We start from the raw sequence: 22,318 nt of genomic DNA, 5'->3' as shown, positions 1-22,318 counted from the left end.
GAGGGGGAGGACACCGTGTCCGACCTGCCCCTGATCCAAGCGGATCGCGCCGTACCGCCGCCGGCCGCGACCACCACGGGTGGTCGCCGCCGTCGGCTACGGCTCCTGTCCCGCACCGACCGCGTGGTGATCACGCTGATGGTGCTCGTACCGCTGCTGCTCGTCACCGCGCTGGTGTGGCTGCCGGCGCTGGCCACCGTGTTGCTCTCCACCACCGACTGGGACGGCATCGGGCCACTGTCCGACATCGACTTCGTCGGCGGCCGCAACTACAGCGACGTGGTGAACATCTACCCGCCGTTCGTGCCCGCGGTGCAGCACAACCTGCTCTGGCTCGCGGTGCTCTTCCTGGTGGCCACCCCGTTCGGCATGTTCCTGGCCGTGCTGCTCGACAAGGAGCTGCGCGGCACCCGGTTCTACCAGACCGCGCTCTACCTGCCGGTGGTGCTCTCGCTGGCGCTGATCGGCTTCGTCTGGCAACTGCTCTACTCGCGCGACCAGGGCCTGGTCAACGCGGTGCTCGGCACCGACGTCGACTGGTACGGCGACCCGGGCGTCAACATCTGGGCGGTCATGGTCGCCTCGGGCTGGCGGCACGTCGGCTACATCATGCTGCTCTACCTGGCCGGGCTGAAGGGCGTCGACCCGTCGCTGCGCGAGGCCGCCGCCGTCGACGGCGCCTCGGAGGCGAAGAGCTTCTTCCGGGTGGTCTTCCCGGTGATGCGTCCGATCAACATCATCGTGCTGGTGGTGACGGTGATCGAGTCGCTGCGCGCGTTCGACCTGGTCTGGGTGGTCAACAAGGGGCGCAACGGCCTGGAACTGCTCTCCGCGCTGGTCACCCAGAACGTGGTGGGCGAGGCGAGCCGGATCGGTTTCGGCTCGGCGCTGGCGACCATCATGCTCGTCGTGTCGCTGGTCTTCATCACCATCTACCTGGCCACCGTGATGCGGGAGGACCGATGAGCACCGCGACCCTGCCCCGGCCGCCGGTCGCCGACGAGGCGCCGCCGCCCCGGCGCCGCCTCACCCCGCAGCGGGTGCTGCTGCACGTCTTCCTCGCCGCGGTGGCGGTCGGTTGGCTCTTCCCGATCCTCTGGGCGGTGCTCACCTCGCTGCGCTCCTACGAGTACACCGCCACCAACGGCTACGTCTCGCTCGGCGGCTGGACCCTCGACAACTACATCACCGCCTGGCGGACCGCCGAGTTCGGCAAGCACTTCCTCAACTCGGTCTACATCACCGTGCCGGCGGTGCTGCTGACCCTCTTCCTGGCCTCCTGCGTGGCGTTCGTCATCGCCCGGTTCAGTTGGAAGCTCAACCTGGTGCTGCTCGGCCTCTTCACCGCGGCCAACCTGCTGCCCCAGCAGGCCCTGCTCATCCCGCTGTTCCGGCTCTTCACCCAGGTGCCGCTGCCGGAGTTCATGAGCGACTCGGAGCTGCTCTACGACAGCTACTGGGGACTCATCCTGGTCAACGTCGCGTTCCAGTGCGGCTTCTGCGTCTTCGTGCTCAGCAACTACATGAAGGCGCTGCCGCGCGACCTGTACGAGGCGGCCATGGTCGACGGGGCGAGCATCTGGCGGCAGTACTGGCAGGTGACCATGCCGCTGTGCCGGCCGGCCCTGGCCGCGCTGGCCACGCTCGAGGTCACCTGGATCTACAACGAGTTCTTCTGGGCCACCGTGCTCATGCGCACCGGGGACAAGTTCCCCGTCACCAGCTCGCTGAACAACCTGCGCGGCGAGTTCTTCACCGACAACAACCTGGTCTCGGCCGGCAGCGTGCTGGTCGCGATCCCCACCTTGGTGATCTTCTTCCTGCTCCAGCGGCACTTCGTTCGGGGCCTGACGTTAGGAGCTAGCAAGGGATGACGGTCCTGCACCTGCGCCGCGCGCGGACCAGCCTGGTGCTCGACGCGCGCGGCCCGGGGCTGCCCCGGGTGGTCCACTGGGGTGGCGACGTCGGCGACCTCGACGACGACGGCCTGCGGCAGCTCGCGGAGGCCACCGTCCCGCCGGTGGTGCCGAGCAGCTTCGACGCGCCGACGGTGCTCTCCCTCCTGCCCGAGGCGAGCGCCGGTTGGAGTGGTCGGCCCGCGCTGGCCGGGCACCGCGGACGGGCGGACTGGTCCACCGCGTTCCGGCTCGACGCGCTCGACGTCGACGACTCGGCGACCATCGCCGACCCGACCGACCCGAGCGCGGCACGGCTCACCGTCCGGGCCGTCGACCCGGGGGCCGGACTGTCGCTCACCGTCGAACTCACCCTCGACCCGACCGGCGTGCTGCTGCTGCGGCACCGGCTGCGCAACGACGGGGAAACCCCGTACGAGCTGCGTGAGCTCGCCCCGGTGCTGCCGGTGCCGGCGGTCGCCACCGAGCTGCTCGACCTCACCGGCCGGTGGTGCCGGGAACGCACCCCGCAGCGGCACCCCTGGCCGATGGGCGCCTGGGTCCGCGAGGGCCGGCACGGACGTACCGGTCACGACGCGACCCTGCTGCTGGTCGCCGGCACCACCGGGTTCGGCTTCGGGCACGGCGAGGTCTGGGCGGTGCACACCGCGTGGAGCGGCGACCACGTCACCTTCGCCGAGCGGCGCCCCACCGGCGAGGCCACCCTCGGCGGCGGCGAACTGCTCACCCCCGGCGAGGTGGTGCTCTCCCCCGGCGAGTCGTACGCCACCCCCCTGCTCTACGCGGTGTGGTCCGACGCCGGGCTGGACGGGCTCAGCGACGCCCTGCACACCCAGCTGCGGGCCCGCCCGCAGCATCCGCGCTCGGCCCGGCCGGTCACCCTCAACGTCTGGGAGGCGGTCTACTTCGACCACGACCTGGAACGGCTGCGGGCGCTCGCCGACCACGCGGTCGAGGTCGGGGTCGAGCGGTTCGTGCTGGACGACGGCTGGTTCCGGGGCCGGCGGGCGGACACCGCCGGGCTCGGCGACTGGTACGTCGACGACGAGGTCTGGCCGGACGGCCTGCACCCGCTCATCGACCACGTCACCGGCCGCGGCCTGCAGTTCGGGCTCTGGGTCGAGCCGGAGATGGTCAACCCGGACTCGGATCTCTTCCGCGCCCACCCGGAGTGGGTGCTCGCCACCCCCGGGCGGCTGCCGCCGTCCTGGCGCAACCAGCAGGTGCTCGACCTGGCCCGCCCCGAGGCGTACGAGCACCTGCTCGGCCGCCTGGACGCGCTGCTCACCGAGCATCCCGGAATCGGCTACCTGAAATGGGACCACAACCGGGACCTCACCGAGGCCGGCCACGACGGCCGGCCCGGGGTGCACGCGCAGACCGAGGCGATCTACCGGCTCCTGGACGAGCTGCGCCGCCGGCACCCGGGCGTGGAGATCGAGAGCTGCGCCTCCGGCGGCGCCCGGGTCGACCTCGCCATCCTGGCCCGCACCGACCGGGTCTGGGCCAGCGACTGCAACGACGCGCTGGAGCGACTGGCCATCCAGCGCTGGACCGGGTTGCTGCTCCCGCCCGAGCTGGTCGGCAGCCACATCGGCCCGGAGCGCTCGCACACCACCCACCGGGTGCACGATCTCGGCTTCCGGGCCACCACCGCGCTCTTCGGCCACTACGGCATCGAGTGGGACATAGCCTCGATCAGCCCGGCCGAGCGGGCCGAGCTGGCCGCCTGGGTGGCGCTGCACAAGCGGCTCCGGCCGTTGCTGCACACCGGCCGGACGGTGCGGGTGGACCATCCCGACCCGGCCGTCTGGGCGCACGGCGTGGTCGCCCACGACGGCTCCGCGGCGGTGTACGCGGTCAGCCGGCTGGCCACCTCGGTGGCCCAGTTCCCGGGCGCGGTCCGGCTGCCCGGCCTGGACCGGCGTCGCCGGTACGCGGTCCGCCCGGTCGAGGGCGCGCCGGCGCCGGCGACCCTGCAACGGACGGAGCCGGCCTGGCTGCCGGCCGGCGTGACGCTGACCGGGGCGGCGCTGGCCACGGTGGGCCTGCAGGTGCCGGCGCTGCACCCCGAGCAGGCGGCGTTGTTCGAGGTCACCGCGGTCGACTGAGATCCGGCAAGATTTTTGGCCGGACCTGTCGAGAACGGCGGGGCCTGCTTCTACCTCTGGATGAGAGCACCGAGAATGGGGTGCGCAGGCGTGAGGAGCCAACCGTGAAGTACATGCTGCTGATGCAGTTCAGCGCCGCCGGGGCCGACTTCCCGTCGATCGAGACGTGGACCCCGGAGGAGATCCGGGCGCACATCGGGTTCATGGGCGAGGTCAACGCGAAGCTCGTCGCCGACGGGGAGTGGGTCCAGGGCGAGGGCCTGGGCGGGCCGCAGCAGGCCAGAATCGTCCGGGCCGGCGAGGGCGGTGCGCCGGTGGTGACCGAGGGGCCGTTCGCCGAGACCAAGGAGTTCCTCGCCGGCTGGTGGATCGTGGACTGCGAGACCCCGGAGCGGGCCGTGCAGATCGCCGCGCACATCTCCACCGCGCCCGGACCGGGCGGCCGGCCGCTGAACATGCCCGTCGAGGTGCACCCGGTGATGTCCGCACCGCCGCAGGAGCTGTGACGCCTGGCCACCACCGACCAACGCACCGAGGACCTGCTGCGCGAGCTGGCGCCGCAGGTCCTCGGCGTGCTCGCCCGACGCTTCGGTGACTTCGCCACCGCCGAGGACGCCGTCCAGGAGGCGCTGCTGGCCGCCGTCACGCAGTGGCCGGCCGAGGGCGTGCCGGCGAACCCGCGCGGCTGGCTGATCCAGGTCGGCTACCGCCGGATGATCGAGCTGGTCCGCGCCGAGACCGCACGCCGGCGGCGCGAGGACCTCGCGGCGCGGCGCGAGCCCGAGCACCGGCAGGCCGCCCCCGCGGCGGACGAGCAGCTGACCGCGGAGCGGGACGACACGCTGGTGCTGCTCTTCCTCTGCTGCCACCCGGCGCTCTCCTCCGCGTCGGCCGTCGCGCTGACGTTGCGCGCGGTCGGCGGCCTGAGCACGGCCGAGATCGCCCACGCGTTCCTGGTGCCGGAGGCCACGATGGCCCAGCGGATCAGCCGGGCCAAGCAGCGGATCCGCGCCTCCGGGGAGCCGTTCCGGATGCCCGACCAGCCGGAGAGGGCGAGCCGGCTGGCCGCCGTCCGGCAGGTGCTCTACCTGATCTTCACCGAGGGTCACACCAGCAGCGCCGGCCCCCAGCTGCACCGGGTGGACCTGTCGGCGGAGGCGATCCGGCTGACCCGCGCGCTGCACGCGCTGCTGCCCGACGACAGCGAGACCATCGGGCTGCTGGCGCTGATGCTGCTCACCGAGGCACGCAGCCCGGCGCGGACCGGCCCGGCGGGCGAGCTGATCTCCCTGGCCGACCAGGACCGCGGCCGGTGGGACGCCACGGCGATCGCGGAGGGGATCGCCCTGGTCACCCACGCGCTGCCGCGCGGGCCGGTCGGCCCCTACCAGGTGCAGGCCGCCATCGCCGCGTTGCACGACGAGGCGCCGACGGCCGAGCAGACCGACTGGCCGCAGATCCTCGCCCTCTACGAGGTCCTGGCGGGGCTGTCGGGCAGTCCGGTGGTCGCGCTGAACCGGGCGGTGGCCACCGCGATGGTGCAGGGCCCGGCGGCCGGCCTGGCCGCGCTGACCGAGCTGGCCGCCGATCCGCGGCTGGCCGGACACCACCGGCTGCACGCCGCCCGCGCGCACCTGCTCGAGATGGCCGGCGATCGGGCCGCCGCGGTGGCCGACTACCGGGCCGCCGCCGGCCGGACGAGCAGCCTGCCGGAGCAGCGCTACCTGACCATGCGCGCCGCGCGCCTGGCCGCCGGCCAGGGCGCACCGACCGACGACTGACGAGGTGGCACGTGGCGTACGTCCTGCTGGGCATCGCGATCGCGGCGGAGGTGTTGGCCACCAGCCTGCTCAAGAGCACCGCCGGGTTCACCCGGCTCTGGCCGACCCTCGGCTGCGTGGGCGGCTACCTGGTGGCCTTCGTGCTGCTCTCCCAGGCGGTGAAGGAGATACCGGTCGGCGTGGCGTACGCACTCTGGTCGGGGCTGGGCACGGCGACGATCGTGGCGATCGGCGCGGTGTTCCTCGGCGAGCCGGTCGGCGCGGTGAAGCTCGCCGGCATCGGGCTGATCATCGCGGGCGTGGTCATCGTGAACCTGACCGGGGCGCACTGACGGTCGTACGCCGCGCCGGTGGCCGGCCCCGGGCGGGCCGGCCACCGGTGTCGGTCGGTCAGCTCGCGGCGCAGCTCACCGTGGGGCGGGTGTTGCCGCCGGTGGCGCTGCCCAGGAAGCCGAAGCTGGTGCTCGCCCCGGCGTCCAGCCGACCGTTCCACGCCACGTTGCGCGCGGTGACGCTCGACCCGCTGCTGGTCAGCGCGGTGTTCCAGGACTGGGTGACGCTCTGCCCGTCGGCGAAGGTCCACCGGGTGGTCCAGCCGGTGACGGCAGCCGCGCCGGCGGTGACCCGGACCTCGCCCTGGAAACCGCCCTGCCACTGGTTCACGATCGTGTACATCGCGGTACAGCCGCCCGCCGGTGGTGGCGTGGTGGGGGGCGGCGTGGTCGGCGGGGCGCCGCCGAAGACGCTGGCCTCCCGGGCGGTCTGCCGGATGCCGTTGGCGCCGTTGAAGATCCGTTGACCCCAGTTGGTCAGGGCCGCCGGGTCGAAGCCGGTGGCCATGTCGAGGTACTCGACCCCGCCGCCGTTGCCGCTCCACGACCAGCCCAGCCAGCCGATCCCGTTGGCCTGGCTGTAGGCCAGGACGGTGTCCTCGTCCGGGTCGCCGTCGGAGTGGTTGAAGCCGAACTCGCCGACCACGATGGGCAGCCCCGCCGCGCGGAACCGGCCGAGATAGTCGGTGATCTCCGCGGCGGTGTCGAAGACCCCGTACATGTGGATCGAGAAGACCGTGTTGCGCGCCGGATCGGCGGCGAAGACGGCGGCGGCGTTGTCCCGCATGGTGAAGGACCAGTCCTGACCCCAGTTCGGCGCATCCACCATGATCGTGTGGGTCAGGCCGGCGGCGCGCAGCCGGTTGACCGCGTTCGCGGTGTCGGTGGCCCAGGAGGCGTAGTTCTGGTTGCCGTACGGCTCGTTGCCGATGTTGACGATGACGTACTCCTCCTCACCGGCGAGGACGTCGGCGATGCTGAGCCAGTAGTCGACCGCCCGGCCGAGGCTGATCGCCCCGCTCTGCTCCCCGTAGCCGGTGGTGTCGTGCACCTCCAGCACGCAGATCAGCCGATTGGCCTTGCAGAGCGCGATGACGTTGGCGACGTCGGCGTTGCTGTTGCGGGGCCACCGGTCACCGCTGGCGAGCACCACCCGCACGGTGTTCGCGCCGAGCGCCTTGACGTCGGCGAACGAGCTGGTCCGCTGCGGGTACCAGGTGTGCGCGTGGTTGACCCCGCGCATCACGAACTCGGTGCCGTTGGCGTCGTAGAGCCGGCCGTCGGCGACGGAGAAGCCGGCTGCGGCGTGCGCGGGCTGCCCGAACGCCAACACGGCGAGCAGGCACGCGAGCAGGGCCGCGCCGGCGGCGGAGAGTCTTGTCTTCATGGCCTTCCTCAGGGAGCACCCTCGGTGCCCGGCCGAGGTGGGACGTGACAGGGGAAGGCGGCTGCAGCCCGACAGCCGCCGCCCGGATCCGCGGCGCAGGGATCAGCGTAGGTCGATGGGACGGCGCCGACAACCGGACGCCGAGGGTTGACCCGGGCCGTCCGGGGTATTCGGGGACGATCCGCCGGTGGAGGGAGACACCACGATGGTCAACGTCGGCTACACCCTGATGTGCGAGCAGGCCGGCCCGAAGCAGCTGGTCGACCACGCGGTGCGCGCCGAGGCGGCCGGCTTCGACCAGTTGGTCATGTCCGACCACTACTACCCATGGCTGGATTCCCAGGGCCACTCCCCGTACGCCTGGTCGGTGCTCGGCGCGGTCGCGCACGCCACCTCCCGAGCCGAGCTGATGTCCTTCGTGACCTGCCCGATCCGGCGCTACCACCCGGCCGTGGTCGCGCAGAAGGCCAGCACGATCGGGGTGCTCTCGGACGGCCGGTTCACCCTCGGGCTGGGCGCCGGGGAGAACCTCAACGAGCACGTGGTCGGCGGCTGGCCGCACGTGCAGCAGCGGCACGAGATGTTCGAGGAGGCGTTGCAGATCATCCGTCCGCTGCTGAACGGCGAGACGCTGACCTTCTCCGGCAACCACTTCGACGTGCCCGACGCGTACGTCTGGGACCGGCCGGAGACCCCGGTACCGATGGCGGTCGCCGCCTCCGGCCCGCAGTCGGCCACCCTCGCCGCCGAGTACGCCAGCGGCATGATCTCCAGCGAGCCCGACCGGCGGATCATCCAGCTCTACGACGACGCGGGTGGCGCCGGCAAGCCCCGCTACGGGCAGGTGGCCATCTGTTACGGCCCCGACGAGGCGGAGTGCCGCAAGATCGTGCACGACCAGTTCCGCTGGTTCGGCCTCGGTTGGAAGGTCAACGCCGACCTGCCCGGGACGGAGGCGTTCACCGCCGCCACCCAGTTCGTGCGGGAGGAGGACGTCGCCGAGGGCATCCCCTGCGGCCCGGACGTCGAGCAGCACGTCGAGGCGTTCCGCAAGTTCGTCGACGCCGGCTTCACCCATGTGGCGTTGCTGCAGGTGGGCGGCGAGAGCCAGCCGATGTTCCTGGACTGGGCGCAGGAGCAGCTGCTACCTCGGCTACGCGAACTGTGAACCGACTGCGGGAGGCGCGGCTCGACGGGTCGGGACGGGCCGGGGCGTGGCCCCCGCGCCCCCGAACCGGTCCGGAGCAGACCCGACCCACACCCGCCGGCCGGTTCCGCATCGCGCAGCTGCGGCTGGCGCTCGCCGCGCCCCGACCCGCCGCCGGGTTGAGCAGCGAGTGGCGGCTGGTCGACGGGGTACGCACCCACACCCGACGCGGGGTCGACCCGGGCACCGGCGCCCCGCCGGTGGTGCTGGTGCACGGCCTGGCCGTGTCACACCGCTACCTGACCCCACTGGCCGTCGCGCTGGCCACCACCCATCCGGTGTACGTGCCGGACCTGCCCGGCTTCGGGCTCAGCGAACGCCCGGGGCGGGCGTACGACGTGGCGCGGCACGCCGCGCACCTGGCCGCCTGGCTCGCCGCCCATCGACTGCCGCCGGCCTGCGTGCTCGGGCACTCGTTCGGTGCGGAGGTCGCGGCCGCGCTCGCCGCCCGGCACCCGGACGCGGTCCGCGCGCTGGTCCTGGCCGGACCGACCAGCGATCCGGCGGCCCGCTCGCGGCGTGCCCAGATCGGCCGCTGGCTGGTGGACACCCGGCGCGAGGCGAAGGCGCAGGCGCCGATCCTCCTGCGCGACCTGTGGGACGCCCGGCCCTGGCGGGTCGCCGCGACCCTGTCGCACTCGGTACGCAACGCCGTCGAGGCGGACCTCGTGCGGATCACCGCCCCGACGCTGGTGCTGGCCGGCGCGTGGGATTCGGTGGCGCCGGCGGCCTGGCGGGACCAGGTCGTCCGGCTGGTGCCGCACGCCCGGGCGCTCGTCGTGCCGGGCGCCGCGCACAACGTGGTCACCACCGCCCCGACACAGGTCGCCGCGGCCATCCGCGGACTGCTCGACCCGACTCCCGCCCTGCGGCCCGAGACTGACGAAGGTGAGACCGATGCGCTTCGGCAACGTGGAGATTCGCCCACTCGGCGGCGGCCTCGGCTGCCTGCTGATGATCCTCTTTTCGATTCTCGCTTCGATCGTGCTGACCGTCCTGCTCAACCTGGTGTTCTGACGCCGACACCGCCCGCTCAGCGGCAGGGGCCGGACCGGCGGGGCCGGGGCTGGCGGTTCAGCGGCGCAGACCGAGCGCGATGAGCACCTCGCGGCTGGCCTGCCGGGTCGGCCGCACCACGGCGTCGCGCAGCCACCGGGCTGCCGGCGTGACCGTCGCCCGCCAGGCGACGGCCACCGCCCGCCCGACCGGCGCGATTGCGTGCCGCCACAGCCAGCCCCCGGCGAGCAGCACCGGTCGCAGCGTCACCAGGTAGCACCACCACAGCAACCGGCCCGCCACCCGCCACGCCCAGCCGAGCGCGTCGAACAGCACTGCGGCGACGGCCACGACGCCGCGCCACAGCCACCGGCCCAGCACCGCGAGCCCGGCCGCGACCAGCCGCCCGACGGGCGCGAGCAGCCGGGCCAGCCAGGCCGCGGGCAACCAGAGCAGGTGGTACGCCAGCCAGACCAGTGGCCGCCACAGCAGCGTCCGGCCGAGCCAGCCCAGCGCCCGGACGAGTGCGCGCAGGGGCACCCAGATCAGCACCCGGATCAGCCACGCCAAGCCGCGCCCGAGCCAGGTCAGCGGCAGCCAGAGCAGGTGGTGCAGCAGCCAGCCGAGTGGGCGGAGCAGCCAGCGGGCCAGGAACCGGCCGACCGGCGCGAGCAGCCACCGATGCAGCAACCCGCCGGCCGCGGCGACGAACTCCCAGAGCAGCCGGACCGGCACCACCACGACCAGCGCGATCCCCCGCGCCACGGCGGCGATCAGCGGCGGTGGTGCCGTCTCCGGCCGGGCCGGCGGGCGGGGCGGCGACGGGGTGTCGATCACGCGGTCACCGTAGCCAGCGACGGCAACCACTTCCCCCACCGCCGCGTCGGCACGGCGTCGGCGTCGGCATGGCCGGGGCGGCCGGTGCGCCGCTACAGCGGACGCCAGGCGGCCAGGTCGTCGCTGCCGTCGACCATCCGGATCGAGGCGGCGAGATCCAGCGCGCCGCTGCGGCCGCCGATCGCGGTCCACCCCGCCTCGCTCTCCGAGCCGACCTCGGCGACGCAGCGCGGGCAGCCAGGCATCTGCGCCACCCGGTAGACCCCGAAGCCCTTCGGGCCGTCGGTCGCCCCTCCAACCCGGCCGGCCACCACGACCCGGTCGCCACCGGCGTCGCTGCCGTCCCCGGCGAAGATTCCGTTGCTCACTCCGAGGGCGACATCCCGGCGCAGTTCCCCGGTACCGGGGGCGGTGGACGCGACGTAGCGGACCCGGGCGTCCAGCCACGTCCCGCGGTACACGCGCAGTTCGGTGCCCCCGATCGTGGTGCCGTTCGGCGGACCAACCGGCGCGAACGGCACCGTCACCCGCTCGGTCTCCCAGATCAGCGCGGCCGCGACCTGGCGGGCGACCATCTCGGGGTCGTCGTAGCGGTAGACGGTGATGGAGATCCAACCCTCCGGTGCGTACTGCCAGGAGAGCACCATTCGGTCCTCGCTCGGATAGAGAAACGCCGGGTGCCCGTCGATCGGCGCGACCGGTGTGCCGGGCAGGTCCACCGACGACGGCGTCTGACCCGGAAACACAGCCGGCTCCCGCTCGTTCCAGAAGAGATCGACTCCACGTGCCCCCATCCGGACCGTCACCGACCTGGCAATCCCCATCATTGGCCCGGGTTCCCACGGGTCGCCCACCCGGGCCCCCTCGGGCACCTCCGCGCTCACGGAGAGCAGCCGGCGATCCGTCTCCAGCGTCTGGTGGGTCGCTCCCGGGGGAAGCCAGCCCATCCGAAACAGCCGTCGGGTGGGGTCGAACCCGGCCGGCGCCACGGCCGGCGGTTGACCACTGCCGGTCACGGCCGGCGACGGCGTCGCACTTTGACGTGCCGTCGACGACGGGGAGACACCGCCACCTGGCGTGGGTTGCGCCTGTGGGCGTACCCCCTGCAACAGAACGGCCGCGCCGAGCACCGCGACCACCGTCGCCACGGCCGCCGCGCCGACCGCCCGGCGCTGGCGGCGCCGGACGGCCCGCTCCCCCTCGGCCAGCAGGGCGTCCGTCGGCATTCCCCCGGCCGGCAGGTCCTCGGCGGCGTCGGCCAGCAGCCGCCGGACGAGCGTCTCCTCCCGATCGATCATCGGACCTCTCCCTTCGCCTCGGCGTCCAACGGCAGCTGGCGGCGCAGCGCGGCCAGCCCGCGCGCGGTCTGGCTCTTCACGTTCCCGGTCGAACAACCCAGCACCTCGGCGGTCTGCTCGACGCTGAGGTCGGCGTAGAACCGCAGCACCAGCACCACCCGCTGGCCGGGCGGCACCGCGGCGAGCGCGGTCCGCACCGCCACCGCGTCCGCCGCGGCCTCCCCCGTGCCGCCCGGGTCGCCCCGGGGCACCGGTTCGGGTGTCCGGTCGAGCAGTTGCACACCCCACCAGCGGGACCGCCGCTCCTGCCGGAAGGCGTTGACCAGCATCCGGTGCACGTACGCGCCGATGTCGTCGGCCCGCCGCACCCGGCTCCACTTCACGAAGAGCTGGGTCAGGGTCTGCTGCACCACGTCGTCGGCCCGGTGCGCGTCGCCGGTCAGCAGGTACGCGGTGCGCCGCAGCTTCCCCGTCGCGCCCGTGACGAAATCCACGTACTCCTGCCGCTGCACGGCCTGCATCGACCACTCCCGTTCCGGCTGCCGGTGCTGTCACCGTACGGATGCGGCCGGAGCCCGATCCGGTTGCACCGGTGTCCGGGCGTCGCCCGTCAGGCCGGATCCAGCGCCACCTCGGCGAGCACCGGATAGTGGTCGGAGGCGTAATCGGCGGCGCCGCCCCGGACCACCCGACAGTCCCGCGTCCTCGCGGCCAGCGCCGGGGTGCCGAGCAGGTAGTCCAGCCGCATCCCGGCGAACTCGGCCCCGCCGTGCCGGGTCGGAACGGTGAGCCCCTCGGCCTCGTCCGGACCGCCCGCCGCCCGGTACAGGTCGACCAGGCCGGCCCGGAGCAGCACCGCCACCGCACGGGTGTCCACGGTGCGGCCGTCGCGGCGCAGGTGCCGGCGGCGGTACGCGGGCGGCAGCCGGTCGAGCCGTCCGGCATGGTCGGTCGCCGGGTCGAGGGCATTCAGGTCCCCGCCGAGCAGCGCCAACCCGCCCGGCGCCCGCCGGACCGCCCGGGCCAGCCAGTCGACCTCGATGCGACGCCAGCCACCCGAGTACGGGTTGAGATGGGTGCCGAGCACGGTGAGCGGCCCGGCGTCGGTGGCCAGCGCCACCCGCGCGGCGGCGTGGTGGAACGGCCGGCGCAGCGACCCGGCCGCGAGGGTACGCAGCGGCGGCCGCACCAGCACCGCGACCGGCTGCCCGAGACAACTGCGGGCCAGGTGCGGCCGCAGGCCCAGCCGGTCCGCGAACCCGGCGAGCAGGTCCGCGTCGAAGCCGCGCAGCTCCTGCAGGGCCAGCACGTCCGGCCGCTGGGCGGTGATCACCTCGACGATCGCGTCCCGCCGGTCGCGGCCGTCGCCGTCCCGCCCGCCGGTCCGGATGTTCCAGGTCATCACCCGCAGCACGACGCGCTCACTCCACCCGACCGGCCTTGGCCAGCTCGTCGTCGAGGGTGTCGACGTCCTCCGACTCGATGCTCGGCCGGTTGCCCTCCCGCAGGTCGGCGTTGGGGCGGATCACCCAGTAGAGCAGCCCGATCCAGAGCGCGCTGAGCAGGATCGCGCCCATGAAGTCGGTGGGGTGGTGCATGCCCCGGTACATCCGGGAGACGGCCACCCCGACCGGCATGATCACCGCCAGGGCCACGAAGATCCAGCGCCACCAGCGGTCGGTGCGCGGCAGCACGATGACGGCGATCGCCAGCCAGATGCAGATCGTCGCCGCGATGTGCCCGGAGGGAAACGAGGAGGTGGGCATCGGCCCGTCCAGGTTCTCCACCGGCGGGCGTGGCCGGTCGACCGCCCGGGCCGAGGCGAGGAAGAGGGTCAACTCGCCGACCATGGCCAGCGCCACGAAGAGCACCGGCCGCCAGCGCCGCCACACCGCCAGCACCAGCGGGCAGAACACCAGCGAGATCAGCAGGATCGCGTGCGTGTCGCCGAACTTGCTCCACCACCAGCTCACGTCGGTCAGCACCTCGGTGTGCCGCTCGGCGAACCAGCGCGGCACCTCGGTGTCGAGGGTCGCCAGGAACGTCCCGCCGGCGTAGTAGCTGACGAACATCCCGAAGCCGTAGAGCGCGCCGAAGACCAGCACCCAACCGACCAGCAGCTCCGCCACCGCGGAGCGCGGATGCTCCAGCACGTGCTCCTCCGCCGGGGCCGCGGCGATGTCGTGTCCCGCCTCCGGCTCCAGCCCCTCGGTCAGCGGCGGCACCGGCCGGCCACGCTCACGCCGCCAGAGCCGGAAGGCGTACGCGGTGACGCCGAGCCAGGCCGCGCCGAGCAGCCAGCCGGCGAGCACGTCGGAGACGAAGTGCACGCCCAGTGCGATCCGGGTCAGCCCGATCAGCGCCACCAGCGTGGCGACCAGGGCGATGGCGGGCTTGCGCCACCGGGGCGCCAGCGCCGGCAGGAAGACCAGCAGCAGCGCCCCGTACGCGACGAACGAGCCCAGCGCGTGCCCACTGGGGAAGCTGTTGCCCGGCGCGCTGGCGACCGGCACGTCGACCACCGGGCGAAGCCGGCCGACCAGCGTCTTGAGCGACGGGTCGAGGATCAACCCGCCGACGCCCGTGATGATCAGATAAACGGCCAGTCGGGGCTGTCGGCGGATCAGCAGGCCGATCACGGCGATGGTGACCAACCAGATCAGGATCGGTCGTCCACCGAGGTCGGTGACCGCCTGCAGGACCGTGACCAGCGGGCCGTGCCGCGACACGAGCTGGTTGAACCATTCGGCGACGGCGTGGTCGGCGTCCTGCAACGGGCTCCACCGGAACCGGACCAGCATCAGCAGCAGGCCGAACGCGACGCCGGCGCCGGTGACGGCGATCAGCCCGGCGACGCTCCGCTCCGTGAAATGCCCGAGCGGTCGCCGCAGCACCTCTTTGACCGCGGTCACCCCGCACCTCCCTTGTCGCCCATGGCGTGGCGCTTTACCCGATCAGCGGGGGCCGTACACCGGGAGCGGGCCGGGCCAGGTCAGAGCGCGGTCATCTCGCCGGTGTCGAGCACCTCCGCGCGTTCGGCCTCGGGCTCCCACAGGTCCGGCTGGGCCGGCTCCTGCACCCCGATCCGCAACGCCTCCAGCTGGGCGGCGAAGGCCAGCCCGCCGAAGAGCGCCATGCCGGTGAGGTTGGCCCAGAGCAGCAGCGCCATCATGCCGGTGAGCGCGCCGTAGGTCTGCCCGAAGCCGTCGCTGAACCGCACGTACGCGGCGAGCAGCAGGCTCGCCAGCCACCAGAGCGCGGTGGCGATGCCGGCGCCGAAGAACAGCCAGGAGAGGCCGGGCTGCCGGCGGCGCGGCGCGTGCCGGAACAGCACCGCCACGGCGAGCACGGTCAACCCGAGGCTCAGCGGAAAGCGGATGACGTCCCAGACGCCGTTGGCGGCCTCACCCCACTCGTAGTGCTCGCGCACCGAGTCGCCCATCGCCCCGCCGCCGACCAGGATCAGGAAGCCGGCCAGCGCGGGCACGCCGGCGGTGACCGCGAGCACCGCGGCTCGCAGGTACTTCCAGAGCGCCGGACGGTCCCGCTCCACGCCGTAGATCCGGTTGGCGCCCCGCTCGATCTGGGCCATCGTCGTGGTCAGCGCGACCAGGCCGGTGAGCAGACCGAGGGTCAGCGCCAGCTCCCCGGCGTCCTCGACGCGTTCGCCCTCGCCGAGCAGCTCGGCCACCACCTGCTCACTCTGCCCGGGGGTGAGCGCCAGCACGGTGTCGGCGACCACCTGGCCGCCCTCCTCGACGCCGAGTTCGGTGATCAGGCCGGTGAGGGCGATCAGGAACGGCACCACGGCGAGGCAGAGCTGGAGCGCGAAGGCGCGGGAGTGGCTGAACCCGTCGCCGTAGCGGAACCGGATGAACGCGTCGCGCAGCAGGTGCCAACTGCCCTCGCGGCGCAGGGTGTGCCAGGCGTCGTCGGCGGAGAGCTCCTCGTTCGACATCAGCCGGGTCTCGGGCACCATCCGGGTGCTACTCACGGCGCGCCTCCTCGACCAGCTGCTCACCCCGCTCGGCGGCGTCCCTCGCGTCGACGGCGAGATCCGGCGCGCGCTCGGGCTGCGGCACGCAGAGCCAGAGCGCCTCGGGCCGGATCACCGCGCGCAGCCGGCGGCCCGGTTCGATCAGGTCGCCGTCGAGTTCCCGGGGCTGGGTCCGGGTGCTGGTGATCACCACCCGCCGGCCACGGAAGACCTCCATCCGGGGCACCCGGCCACGACGGCGGATCACCGCCCAGCCGAGCGCCGCCCAGTGCCGCAGGTTGTTGGGGGTGAGTACGGCCACGTCCAGCCAACCGTCGTCCGGTTCGGCCTCGGTGAGCAGCCGGACCCCGCCCTGCAACCGGCCGACGTTGGCGATCAGCACCGAGCGGGCGCGGCGGCGCACCGGCGGGCGGTCGTCGATCCGGATCGACACCCGCATGGGGCGGTCGCGCAGGTGTCGCGCGGCTCCCATCACGTACGCGGGCCAGCCGATGCGCGCCTTGGTCGTCTCGGAGGTGGCGGCGAGCATCTGGGCGTCGAAGCCCATGCCGGCCATCACCGTGAAGTACCGCCCGTCGACCTCGCCGACGTCGAGCCGCCGCCGGCCCCGGTCGACGGCCACCTGCAGCCCGGCGGCCAGGTCGGTGGAGAGGCCCAGGTTGGCCGCGAGCAGGTTGCCGGTGCCCTGCGGCAGCACGGCCAGCGCCACGTCGGTGCCGACGAGCGCGCTGACGCAGGACATCACGGTGCCGTCGCCGCCGCAGGCGAAGACCACGTCGACGCCGGCCTTGACGGCCTGCTCGGTCTGGCCACGGCCCGGGTCGTCGACCGTGGTCTCGAACCACTGCGGCTCGGGCCAACCGGCGCCGGCCAGGGCGTCGTTCACGGTGCGGCGCAGCTCGTCGAGATCGGCGACCTTCACCGGATTGACCACCACGGCGGAGCGCAGCCCACCGTCGCGGCCCGACGGCCGGCTGTCCTGTCCAGCATCCACGGCGTCAGTGTGCAGGACCGGAGCCGCTTCAGCGAGCCCGCGAGCGGCCCGGGTCGGAAGTGCCACAGACAGGTTTCAACGTGGCCGTGGCTGATCGGCCCGCTCACCCGATCCAGCCGAGGCGCGCCGCCCCGGACCGCTGATCACCGGATGGTCAGGCCGCCGTGCGCAGTGCGCTCTCCACCCTTCGGCGCAGATCGTCGAGGTCGACCCCGGCCTCGCTGAGCACCAGGGCACCGAGCCCCTGCCCCTCCCGGAGCAGCCCGAGCAGGATGTGCTCGGTGCCGATGTGGCGGTGGCGCAGCCGCAGCGCCTCGCGCAGCGACAGCTCGAGGGCCTTCTTCGACCGGGGCGAGAAGGGCCCGCCCAGGTATCGCCGCCCGCGCCGCCACCACCGCCGCGGCGCCGGCACGGCCTCGCGCAGCGCGTCCGGGCCGAAGGACTGCTCGATGCGGGCCACGATCGCGGCCAGGTCGATGCCGATCTCGCGCAGCGCGGCCGCGTCCGCGTCGCCCAGGCCGGCTCCGCCGTCGGCGGTGTGCCGGCGGATGCGCTCGCGCAGGTCGTCGGCGCGGACTCCGGCGTCGGCCAGCACCCGGCTGGCCAGCCCGGCCTCGTCGGCGAGAAGCGCGAGCAGCAGGTGCTCGGTGCCGACCGGCCGTTGGCCCTCGACCCGGGCCTCCTGCACCGCCCGCCGGACCACGCCGCGCGCCCGGTCGGTGAACCGTTCGAACATCACGCCTCCCAGGATTGGTTGACCGCCGGTCGCCCGGCGTGCTTCTTGTGGACCGCCTGCCGGCTGACCTCGAGCGCGTCGGCGATCTCCTGCCAGGACCAGCCCTGTCGACGGGCGTTGTCCACCTGGACGACCTCGAGGCGCTCGAGCAACCGACGTAGCGCGCGGACGGCGCGTAGCCCGACCCGGGGGTCGGTGCTGCCGGCTGCCGCCGCGAGTTCCGTCGCCTGACTCATGTCGTCAACATACGTTGACAGCGCCACTCCTGTCAACCTTTGTTGACGAGCCGGCCCGACCGGCGTCGACGGCGCTGCCCGATCCGGCCCGCCGCCACGACCGCACGACTACCCTCGGTCGAGGGAGCTGGTCGTGCCGGGCGCGACGCCCGGGAGGTGATGTCGGATGGCCGCATCCGCCGATGCAGCGGTGCTGGTCGGCCTCGGCTCGGACCGCGACCTCGGCGTCGTCCGGCTGGCCGCGCAGGAGGCCGCCGCGCACCGTCGACCGCTGCACCTGTTGCACACCTTCGACTGGCAGGCGGCCTTCGCCGCGGACAGCGTCGCCGCGCCCCGCGACCAGGCCGAGGATCTGATCACCCGGGCCGCTCAGCTGGCCCACCAGATCGAGGTGGGGCTGACCGTCCGCAGCGAGATCGTCGAGGGCGCCATGCTGCCCACCCTGATCCGCCGGTCCGAGGCGGCCTTCCTGCTCGCCGTCGGTGACGGCGGAATGGCCGGCAGCGCCGAGTGCGTCCCGTCCGACGCACCGGCCGTGCAGCTCGCCGCGCGGGCCGGCTGCCCGCTGATGGTCGTACGCGGCGAGCCGCCGCCGAAGGGCCCGGTGCTGGTCGGGGTGGACGGCTCACCCAGCTCGAACCTCGCCCTGGAGTGGGCCCTCGAGTGCGCCGCCCTGCGCTGCGCGGAGCTGCTGGCGCTGCGGGTGGTGGAGCCCGACGAGGACACCCAGGCCGTCACCGACGCGGTCACCGAGGTGATGGACCGCTACGCCGCCCGTCGCACCGACGTGGCGGCCGAGTGCCGCGTCGTCGAGGGGGATCCCGGCCAGGTGCTGGTCGACACCTCCCGCTCGGCGCAGGTGGCGCTGGTCGCCGCCCGTGGTGACGAGCCGGGCCGCGGCATGCTGGGCGCGGTCGCCCAGTCGTTGCTCTACCACTCCCCGGCCCCGGTGATGGTCGTCCGCGGGTTGGCCGAGGCGCCGCTGACCGGGTCCGACGCCCGCCCGGACCGGGACCAACGGCCCTGACCCGGGCCGCCGGCCTTGGCGATGCTGGACGCCGGATGCCCCACTCCCTACCCGCGAGAGGCTCAGCATCATGGACACCGCTCTCGACGCGAACCCTCCGCTCACCGACGACGAGCTGCGCCGACTGGACGCCTACTGGCGGGCGGCGAACTACCTCACCGTCGGGCAGATCTACCTGCTGGACAATCCACTGCTGCGCAACCCGCTGACCCCCGACGACATCAAGCCCCGGCTGCTCGGGCACTGGGGCACCAGCCCCGGGCTGAACCTGCTCTACGCCCACCTCAACCGGGTCATCGTCGGCCGTGACCTGAACGCCATGTTCATCACCGGCCCCGGCCACGGCGGCCCGGCCATCGTGGCGAACACCTGGCTGGAGGGCACCTGGAGCGAGCGTTACCACGGCATCGACCGCGACGAGGCCGGCATGGCCCGGCTGTTCCGCCAGTTCTCCTTCCCCGGTGGCATCCCCAGCCACGTCGCGGCGGAGGTGCCGGGCTCCATCCACGAGGGCGGCGAGCTGGGGTACGCGCTCAGCCACGCCTACGGCGCCGCGTTCGACCACCCGGACCTCCTGGTCGCCTGCGTGATCGGCGACGGTGAGGCGGAGACCGGTCCGCTGGCCGGCAGCTGGCTCTCCAACGTCTTCCTCAACCCGGCCCGCGACGGGGCGGTCCTGCCGATCCTGCACCTCAACGGCTACAAGATCGCCGGCCCCACCGTCTTCTCGCGGATCCCCGAGCCGGACCTGCTGGAGCTGATGCACGGATTCGGGTACCAGCCGTACGTGGTCGCCGGGGACGACCCGGCGCAGGTGCACCAGACGCTCGCCGCCACGCTGGACCGGGCGTTGGACGAGATCGCCGCGATCCAGCGCCGGGCCCGCACCGGCGGCGCCGCCGAACGTCCGCGCTGGCCGATGATCATCATGCGTACGCCGAAGGGCTGGACGGGTCCGCGGGACGTCGACGGCAAGCAGGTCGAGGGCACCTACCGCGCGCACCAGGTGCCGCTCTCCGAGGTACGCACCAACCCGACGCACCTGGCCGAGCTGGAGACCTGGCTGCGCAGCTACCGGCCCGAGGAGCTCTTCGACGCCACCGGCGCGCCCGTCGCCGAGCTGCTCGCGTTGCCGCCCCGCGGCGACCGGCGGATGAGCGCCAACCCGGTGACCAACGGCGGGGTGGTGCTGCGGGATCTGGACCTGCCCGATTTCCGCGACTACGCCATCGAGGTCCCCCGGCCGGGCGAACCGATGGCCGGCGCCACCGGGGTGCTCGGCGGCTGGATCCGCGACGTGATCGCCGCGAACCCGGAGTCGTTCCGCCTGTTCGGCCCGGACGAGGTCGCCTCCAACCGCCTCGGCGCCGCCTTCGAGGTCACCGGCCGGGCCTGGGTGGCCGCCACGGTTCCCAGCGACGACCACCTCTCCCCCGACGGGCGGGTGATGGAGGTGCTCTCCGAGCACCTGTGCCAGGGCTGGCTCGAGGGCTACCTGCTGACCGGCCGGCACGGCGTGTTCACCAGCTACGAGGCGTTCATCCACATCGTCGACTCGATGGTCAACCAGCACGCCAAGTGGTTGAAGGTGACCCGGGCCATCCCCTGGCGGCAGCCCCTCGCCTCGCTGAACTACCTGCTCTCCAGCCACGTCTGGCGACAGGACCACAACGGCTTCTCGCACCAGGACCCGGGCTTCATCGACCACGTGGTCAACAAGAAGGCCGAGGTCGTGCGGGTCTACCTGCCGCCGGACGCCAACACGCTGCTCTCCACCATGGACCACTGCCTGCGCAGCCGGCACTACATCAACGTGGTGGTGGCCGGCAAGCAGCCCGCCCCGAACTGGCTGACCATGTCGGAGGCCATCCAGCACACCCGGCGGGGCCTGGGCATCTGGGAGTGGGCCAGCACCGACGCCGGCAGCGAGCCGGACGTGGTGCTCGCCTGCTGCGGCGACGTGCCGACCCTGGAGGCGCTCGCGGCGGCGGACCTGCTCCGCCGGCACCTGCCGGACCTGAAGGTACGGCTGGTCAACGTGGTCGACCTGATGCGCCTGCAGCCGCCCACCGAGCACCCGCACGGCCTGCCGGACAACGAGTTCGACACCATCTTCACCGCCGACCGGCCGATCATCTTCGCCTACCACGGATATCCGTGGCTGATCCACCGGCTCACCTACCGCCGCACCAACCACGACAACCTGCACGTGCGCGGCTACAAGGAGGAGGGCACCACCACCACGCCGTTCGACATGGTGATGCTCAACGACCTGGACCGCTTCCACCTGGTCATCGACGTCATCGACCGGGTGCCGGGGCTGGCCGCCCGCGCCGCGCACCTGCGGCAGCAGATGGTCGACGAACGGCAGTCCTGCCGGGACTACACCCGCCGGTACGGCGAGGACGACCCCCGGGTGTCGGAGTGGCGGTGGATCCGCGAGACCGAGCCGGGCCTGCGGAGCGGGCAGTGACCGGCGAGCAGATCCTGGTCGGCTACGACGGCTCCCCGGACGCCGCCTTCGCCCTGGAATGGGCGTTGGACGAGGCGAGTCGCAGCGGTCGCCCGGTCCGGCTGGCGTACGTCTTCGAGTGGCTCACCGTGGTCGGCTGGCTCGGCCCGGGCGTCGCCCCCGGCGCCTGGCCCGACGAGACCGCCCGGCGCGAGGTCGAGGAGCTGGTCCGCCGGGCGGCGGCCGAGGCCGCTGCCGCGCACCCGGACCTGGACGTCACCGGTGAGGTGTTCGACGGGCCGCCCGCGCTGGTGCTCCAGGAACACTCGGCGCGGGCCGCTCTGCTGGTGCTCGGCAGCCGAGGCCACGGCGGGTTCGGCGGGCTGCTCGCCGGCTCGACCGCGGTCGCGGTCACCGCGCACGCGCACTGCCCGGTGGTGGTGGTCCGCACTCCGTCCGAGACCGCTCCGGCGGCGCCCACGGACGGCCCGGTGGTGGTCGGGGTCGACGGCTCCGACGTGTCACTGGCGGCGCTGGGTTTCGCGGTCGAGCGGGCGGTGCAGCGGCGGGTTCCGCTACGGGTGATCCGGGCCTGGTCACCGCCGGAACCGCCCTGGCGCGGCCCCGGCGGCGGGGCGGCGACCGACGCGGACGAGGCCACCGCGGCCGAACGGGCCGCCGTGGACGGTTCGGTCGCCCCCTGGCGGCAGAGTTTCCCGGAGCTGGCGATCAGCGTCGAGGTGGCCGCCGGCGGTCCGGCGTCGCTGCTGGTCGAGGCGAGCCGGGGCGCGCAACTGGTGGCGGTCGGCAGCCGGGGGCGCGGCGGGCTGCGCGGAATGCTGCTCGGCTCGGTCAGTCAGCAGCTCATCCAGCACGCGCTCTGCCCGGTCGCGGTCGTCCGTGAACGCTGACGCCGCAGGGTCCAACGGCCCGCCCGGACGGGACCTGCGGGCCGTGCGGCGGCCGGCGCGAGGGCACAGGATGAAGAAACCAGCTGCCCGCCGCACGTGG

Annotated in this window: 21 protein-coding genes; 11 read left to right on the top strand and 10 right to left on the bottom strand. The window is 73.4% G+C overall.

What is annotated here, in order from left to right:
• The first annotated feature begins 15 nt into the window (after positions 1-15).
• From ACIP9D_RS13505 to ACIP9D_RS13480, 6 genes are all read left to right on the top strand, one after another.
• Positions 16-966, top strand: coding sequence for a sugar ABC transporter permease (locus tag ACIP9D_RS13505; RefSeq protein WP_350875359.1), 951 nt, complete (start codon positions 16-18; stop codon positions 964-966).
• Positions 963-1,874, top strand: a complete 912-nt coding sequence (locus ACIP9D_RS13500) for a carbohydrate ABC transporter permease (RefSeq protein WP_350875357.1) — start codon at positions 963-965, stop codon at positions 1,872-1,874. The genes ACIP9D_RS13505 and ACIP9D_RS13500 overlap by 4 nt, the downstream gene beginning before the upstream one ends.
• Positions 1,871-4,027 carry an alpha-galactosidase gene (locus ACIP9D_RS13495; protein ID WP_350875355.1) on the top strand — a complete coding sequence of 719 codons (2,157 nt, stop codon included), beginning with the start codon at positions 1,871-1,873 and terminating at the stop codon, positions 4,025-4,027. The genes ACIP9D_RS13500 and ACIP9D_RS13495 overlap by 4 nt, the downstream gene beginning before the upstream one ends.
• 113 nt (positions 4,028-4,140) lie before the next feature.
• Positions 4,141-4,533, top strand: a complete 393-nt coding sequence (locus tag ACIP9D_RS13490; RefSeq protein WP_350875461.1) for a YciI family protein — start codon at positions 4,141-4,143, stop codon at positions 4,531-4,533.
• A 3-nt stretch (positions 4,534-4,536) separates the two neighbouring features.
• Positions 4,537-5,808, top strand: a complete 1,272-nt coding sequence (locus ACIP9D_RS13485) for a sigma-70 family RNA polymerase sigma factor (RefSeq protein ID WP_350875459.1) — start codon at positions 4,537-4,539, stop codon at positions 5,806-5,808.
• Positions 5,809-5,819: 11 nt separating this feature from the next.
• Positions 5,820-6,140 (top strand): multidrug efflux SMR transporter, encoded by a 321-nt coding sequence (locus ACIP9D_RS13480; protein WP_350875354.1) that lies wholly within the window; start codon positions 5,820-5,822, stop codon positions 6,138-6,140.
• Between the two features lie 58 nt (positions 6,141-6,198).
• Here ACIP9D_RS13480 and ACIP9D_RS13475 read toward each other — a convergent pair whose 3' ends face one another.
• Positions 6,199-7,527, bottom strand: coding sequence for a cellulase family glycosylhydrolase (locus ACIP9D_RS13475; protein ID WP_350875352.1), 1,329 nt, complete (start codon positions 7,525-7,527; stop codon positions 6,199-6,201).
• 205 nt (positions 7,528-7,732) lie between these two features.
• Here ACIP9D_RS13475 and ACIP9D_RS13470 point away from each other — a divergent pair, with 205 nt between their 5' ends.
• The gene (locus ACIP9D_RS13470; RefSeq protein WP_350875457.1) at positions 7,733-8,695 is read left to right on the top strand and encodes a TIGR03557 family F420-dependent LLM class oxidoreductase; all 963 of its coding nucleotides are present in this window, start codon (positions 7,733-7,735) and stop codon (positions 8,693-8,695) included.
• Entirely contained in the window at positions 8,692-9,834 is a 1,143-nt protein-coding gene (locus ACIP9D_RS13465) for an alpha/beta hydrolase (RefSeq protein ID WP_350875350.1), read from the top strand. Before ACIP9D_RS13470 ends, ACIP9D_RS13465 begins: the two co-directional genes overlap by 4 nt.
• On the opposite strand, the gene ACIP9D_RS13460 is transcribed toward ACIP9D_RS13465, so the two are convergent.
• From ACIP9D_RS13460 to ACIP9D_RS13420, 9 genes are all read right to left on the bottom strand, one after another.
• Positions 9,809-10,567, bottom strand: a complete 759-nt coding sequence (locus ACIP9D_RS13460) for a hypothetical protein (RefSeq protein ID WP_350875348.1) — start codon at positions 10,565-10,567, stop codon at positions 9,809-9,811. The two genes, ACIP9D_RS13465 and ACIP9D_RS13460, sit on opposite strands and share 26 nt — an antisense overlap.
• Before the next feature lie 92 nt (positions 10,568-10,659).
• The gene (locus ACIP9D_RS13455) at positions 10,660-11,865 is read right to left on the bottom strand and encodes a hypothetical protein (protein WP_350875347.1); all 1,206 of its coding nucleotides are present in this window, start codon (positions 11,863-11,865) and stop codon (positions 10,660-10,662) included.
• Complete coding sequence (locus ACIP9D_RS13450; protein WP_350875345.1) at positions 11,862-12,386, bottom strand: SigE family RNA polymerase sigma factor; 525 nt, start codon at positions 12,384-12,386, stop codon at positions 11,862-11,864. The genes ACIP9D_RS13455 and ACIP9D_RS13450 overlap by 4 nt, the downstream gene beginning before the upstream one ends.
• 89 nt (positions 12,387-12,475) lie before the next feature.
• Positions 12,476-13,279: an endonuclease/exonuclease/phosphatase family protein gene (locus ACIP9D_RS13445; protein WP_350875343.1), complete on the bottom strand. Its 804-nt coding sequence runs from the start codon at positions 13,277-13,279 to the stop codon at positions 12,476-12,478.
• Positions 13,280-13,286: 7 nt separating this feature from the next.
• Positions 13,287-14,777 carry a phosphatase PAP2 family protein gene (locus tag ACIP9D_RS13440; protein WP_350875342.1) on the bottom strand — a complete coding sequence of 497 codons (1,491 nt, stop codon included), beginning with the start codon at positions 14,775-14,777 and terminating at the stop codon, positions 13,287-13,289.
• A gap of 80 nt (positions 14,778-14,857) precedes the next feature.
• On the bottom strand, positions 14,858-15,859 hold the full coding sequence (locus ACIP9D_RS13435; protein WP_350875340.1) for a YihY/virulence factor BrkB family protein: 1,002 nt from the start codon (positions 15,857-15,859) through the stop codon (positions 14,858-14,860).
• On the bottom strand, positions 15,852-16,856 hold the full coding sequence (locus tag ACIP9D_RS13430) for a diacylglycerol kinase family protein (protein ID WP_350875338.1): 1,005 nt from the start codon (positions 16,854-16,856) through the stop codon (positions 15,852-15,854). The genes ACIP9D_RS13435 and ACIP9D_RS13430 overlap by 8 nt, the downstream gene beginning before the upstream one ends.
• 154 nt (positions 16,857-17,010) lie before the next feature.
• Positions 17,011-17,592, bottom strand: a complete 582-nt coding sequence (locus ACIP9D_RS13425; protein ID WP_400449918.1) for a Clp protease N-terminal domain-containing protein — start codon at positions 17,590-17,592, stop codon at positions 17,011-17,013.
• A complete protein-coding gene (locus ACIP9D_RS13420) occupies positions 17,592-17,828 on the bottom strand; it encodes an HTH domain-containing protein (protein ID WP_074318164.1) in 237 nt (78 codons plus the stop codon). Before ACIP9D_RS13420 ends, ACIP9D_RS13425 begins: the two co-directional genes overlap by 1 nt.
• Positions 17,829-17,994: 166 nt before the next feature.
• Here ACIP9D_RS13420 and ACIP9D_RS13415 point away from each other — a divergent pair, with 166 nt between their 5' ends.
• From ACIP9D_RS13415 to ACIP9D_RS13405, 3 genes are all read left to right on the top strand, one after another.
• A complete protein-coding gene (locus ACIP9D_RS13415; protein ID WP_350875335.1) occupies positions 17,995-18,855 on the top strand; it encodes a universal stress protein in 861 nt (286 codons plus the stop codon).
• Positions 18,856-18,925: 70 nt separating this feature from the next.
• Positions 18,926-21,328, top strand: a complete 2,403-nt coding sequence (locus ACIP9D_RS13410; protein WP_350875333.1) for a phosphoketolase family protein — start codon at positions 18,926-18,928, stop codon at positions 21,326-21,328.
• A complete protein-coding gene (locus ACIP9D_RS13405; RefSeq protein WP_350875331.1) occupies positions 21,280-22,218 on the top strand; it encodes a universal stress protein in 939 nt (312 codons plus the stop codon). Before ACIP9D_RS13410 ends, ACIP9D_RS13405 begins: the two co-directional genes overlap by 49 nt.
• The last annotated feature ends 100 nt before the right edge of the window (positions 22,219-22,318 follow it).

The organism is Micromonospora sp. NPDC093243 (assembly GCF_044753725.1).
Taxonomy (GTDB): Bacteria; Actinomycetota; Actinomycetes; order Mycobacteriales; family Micromonosporaceae; genus Micromonospora.
Note: the sequence above shows the minus strand (reverse complement) of the source record. Positions and strands in the feature narration are given on the sequence as shown.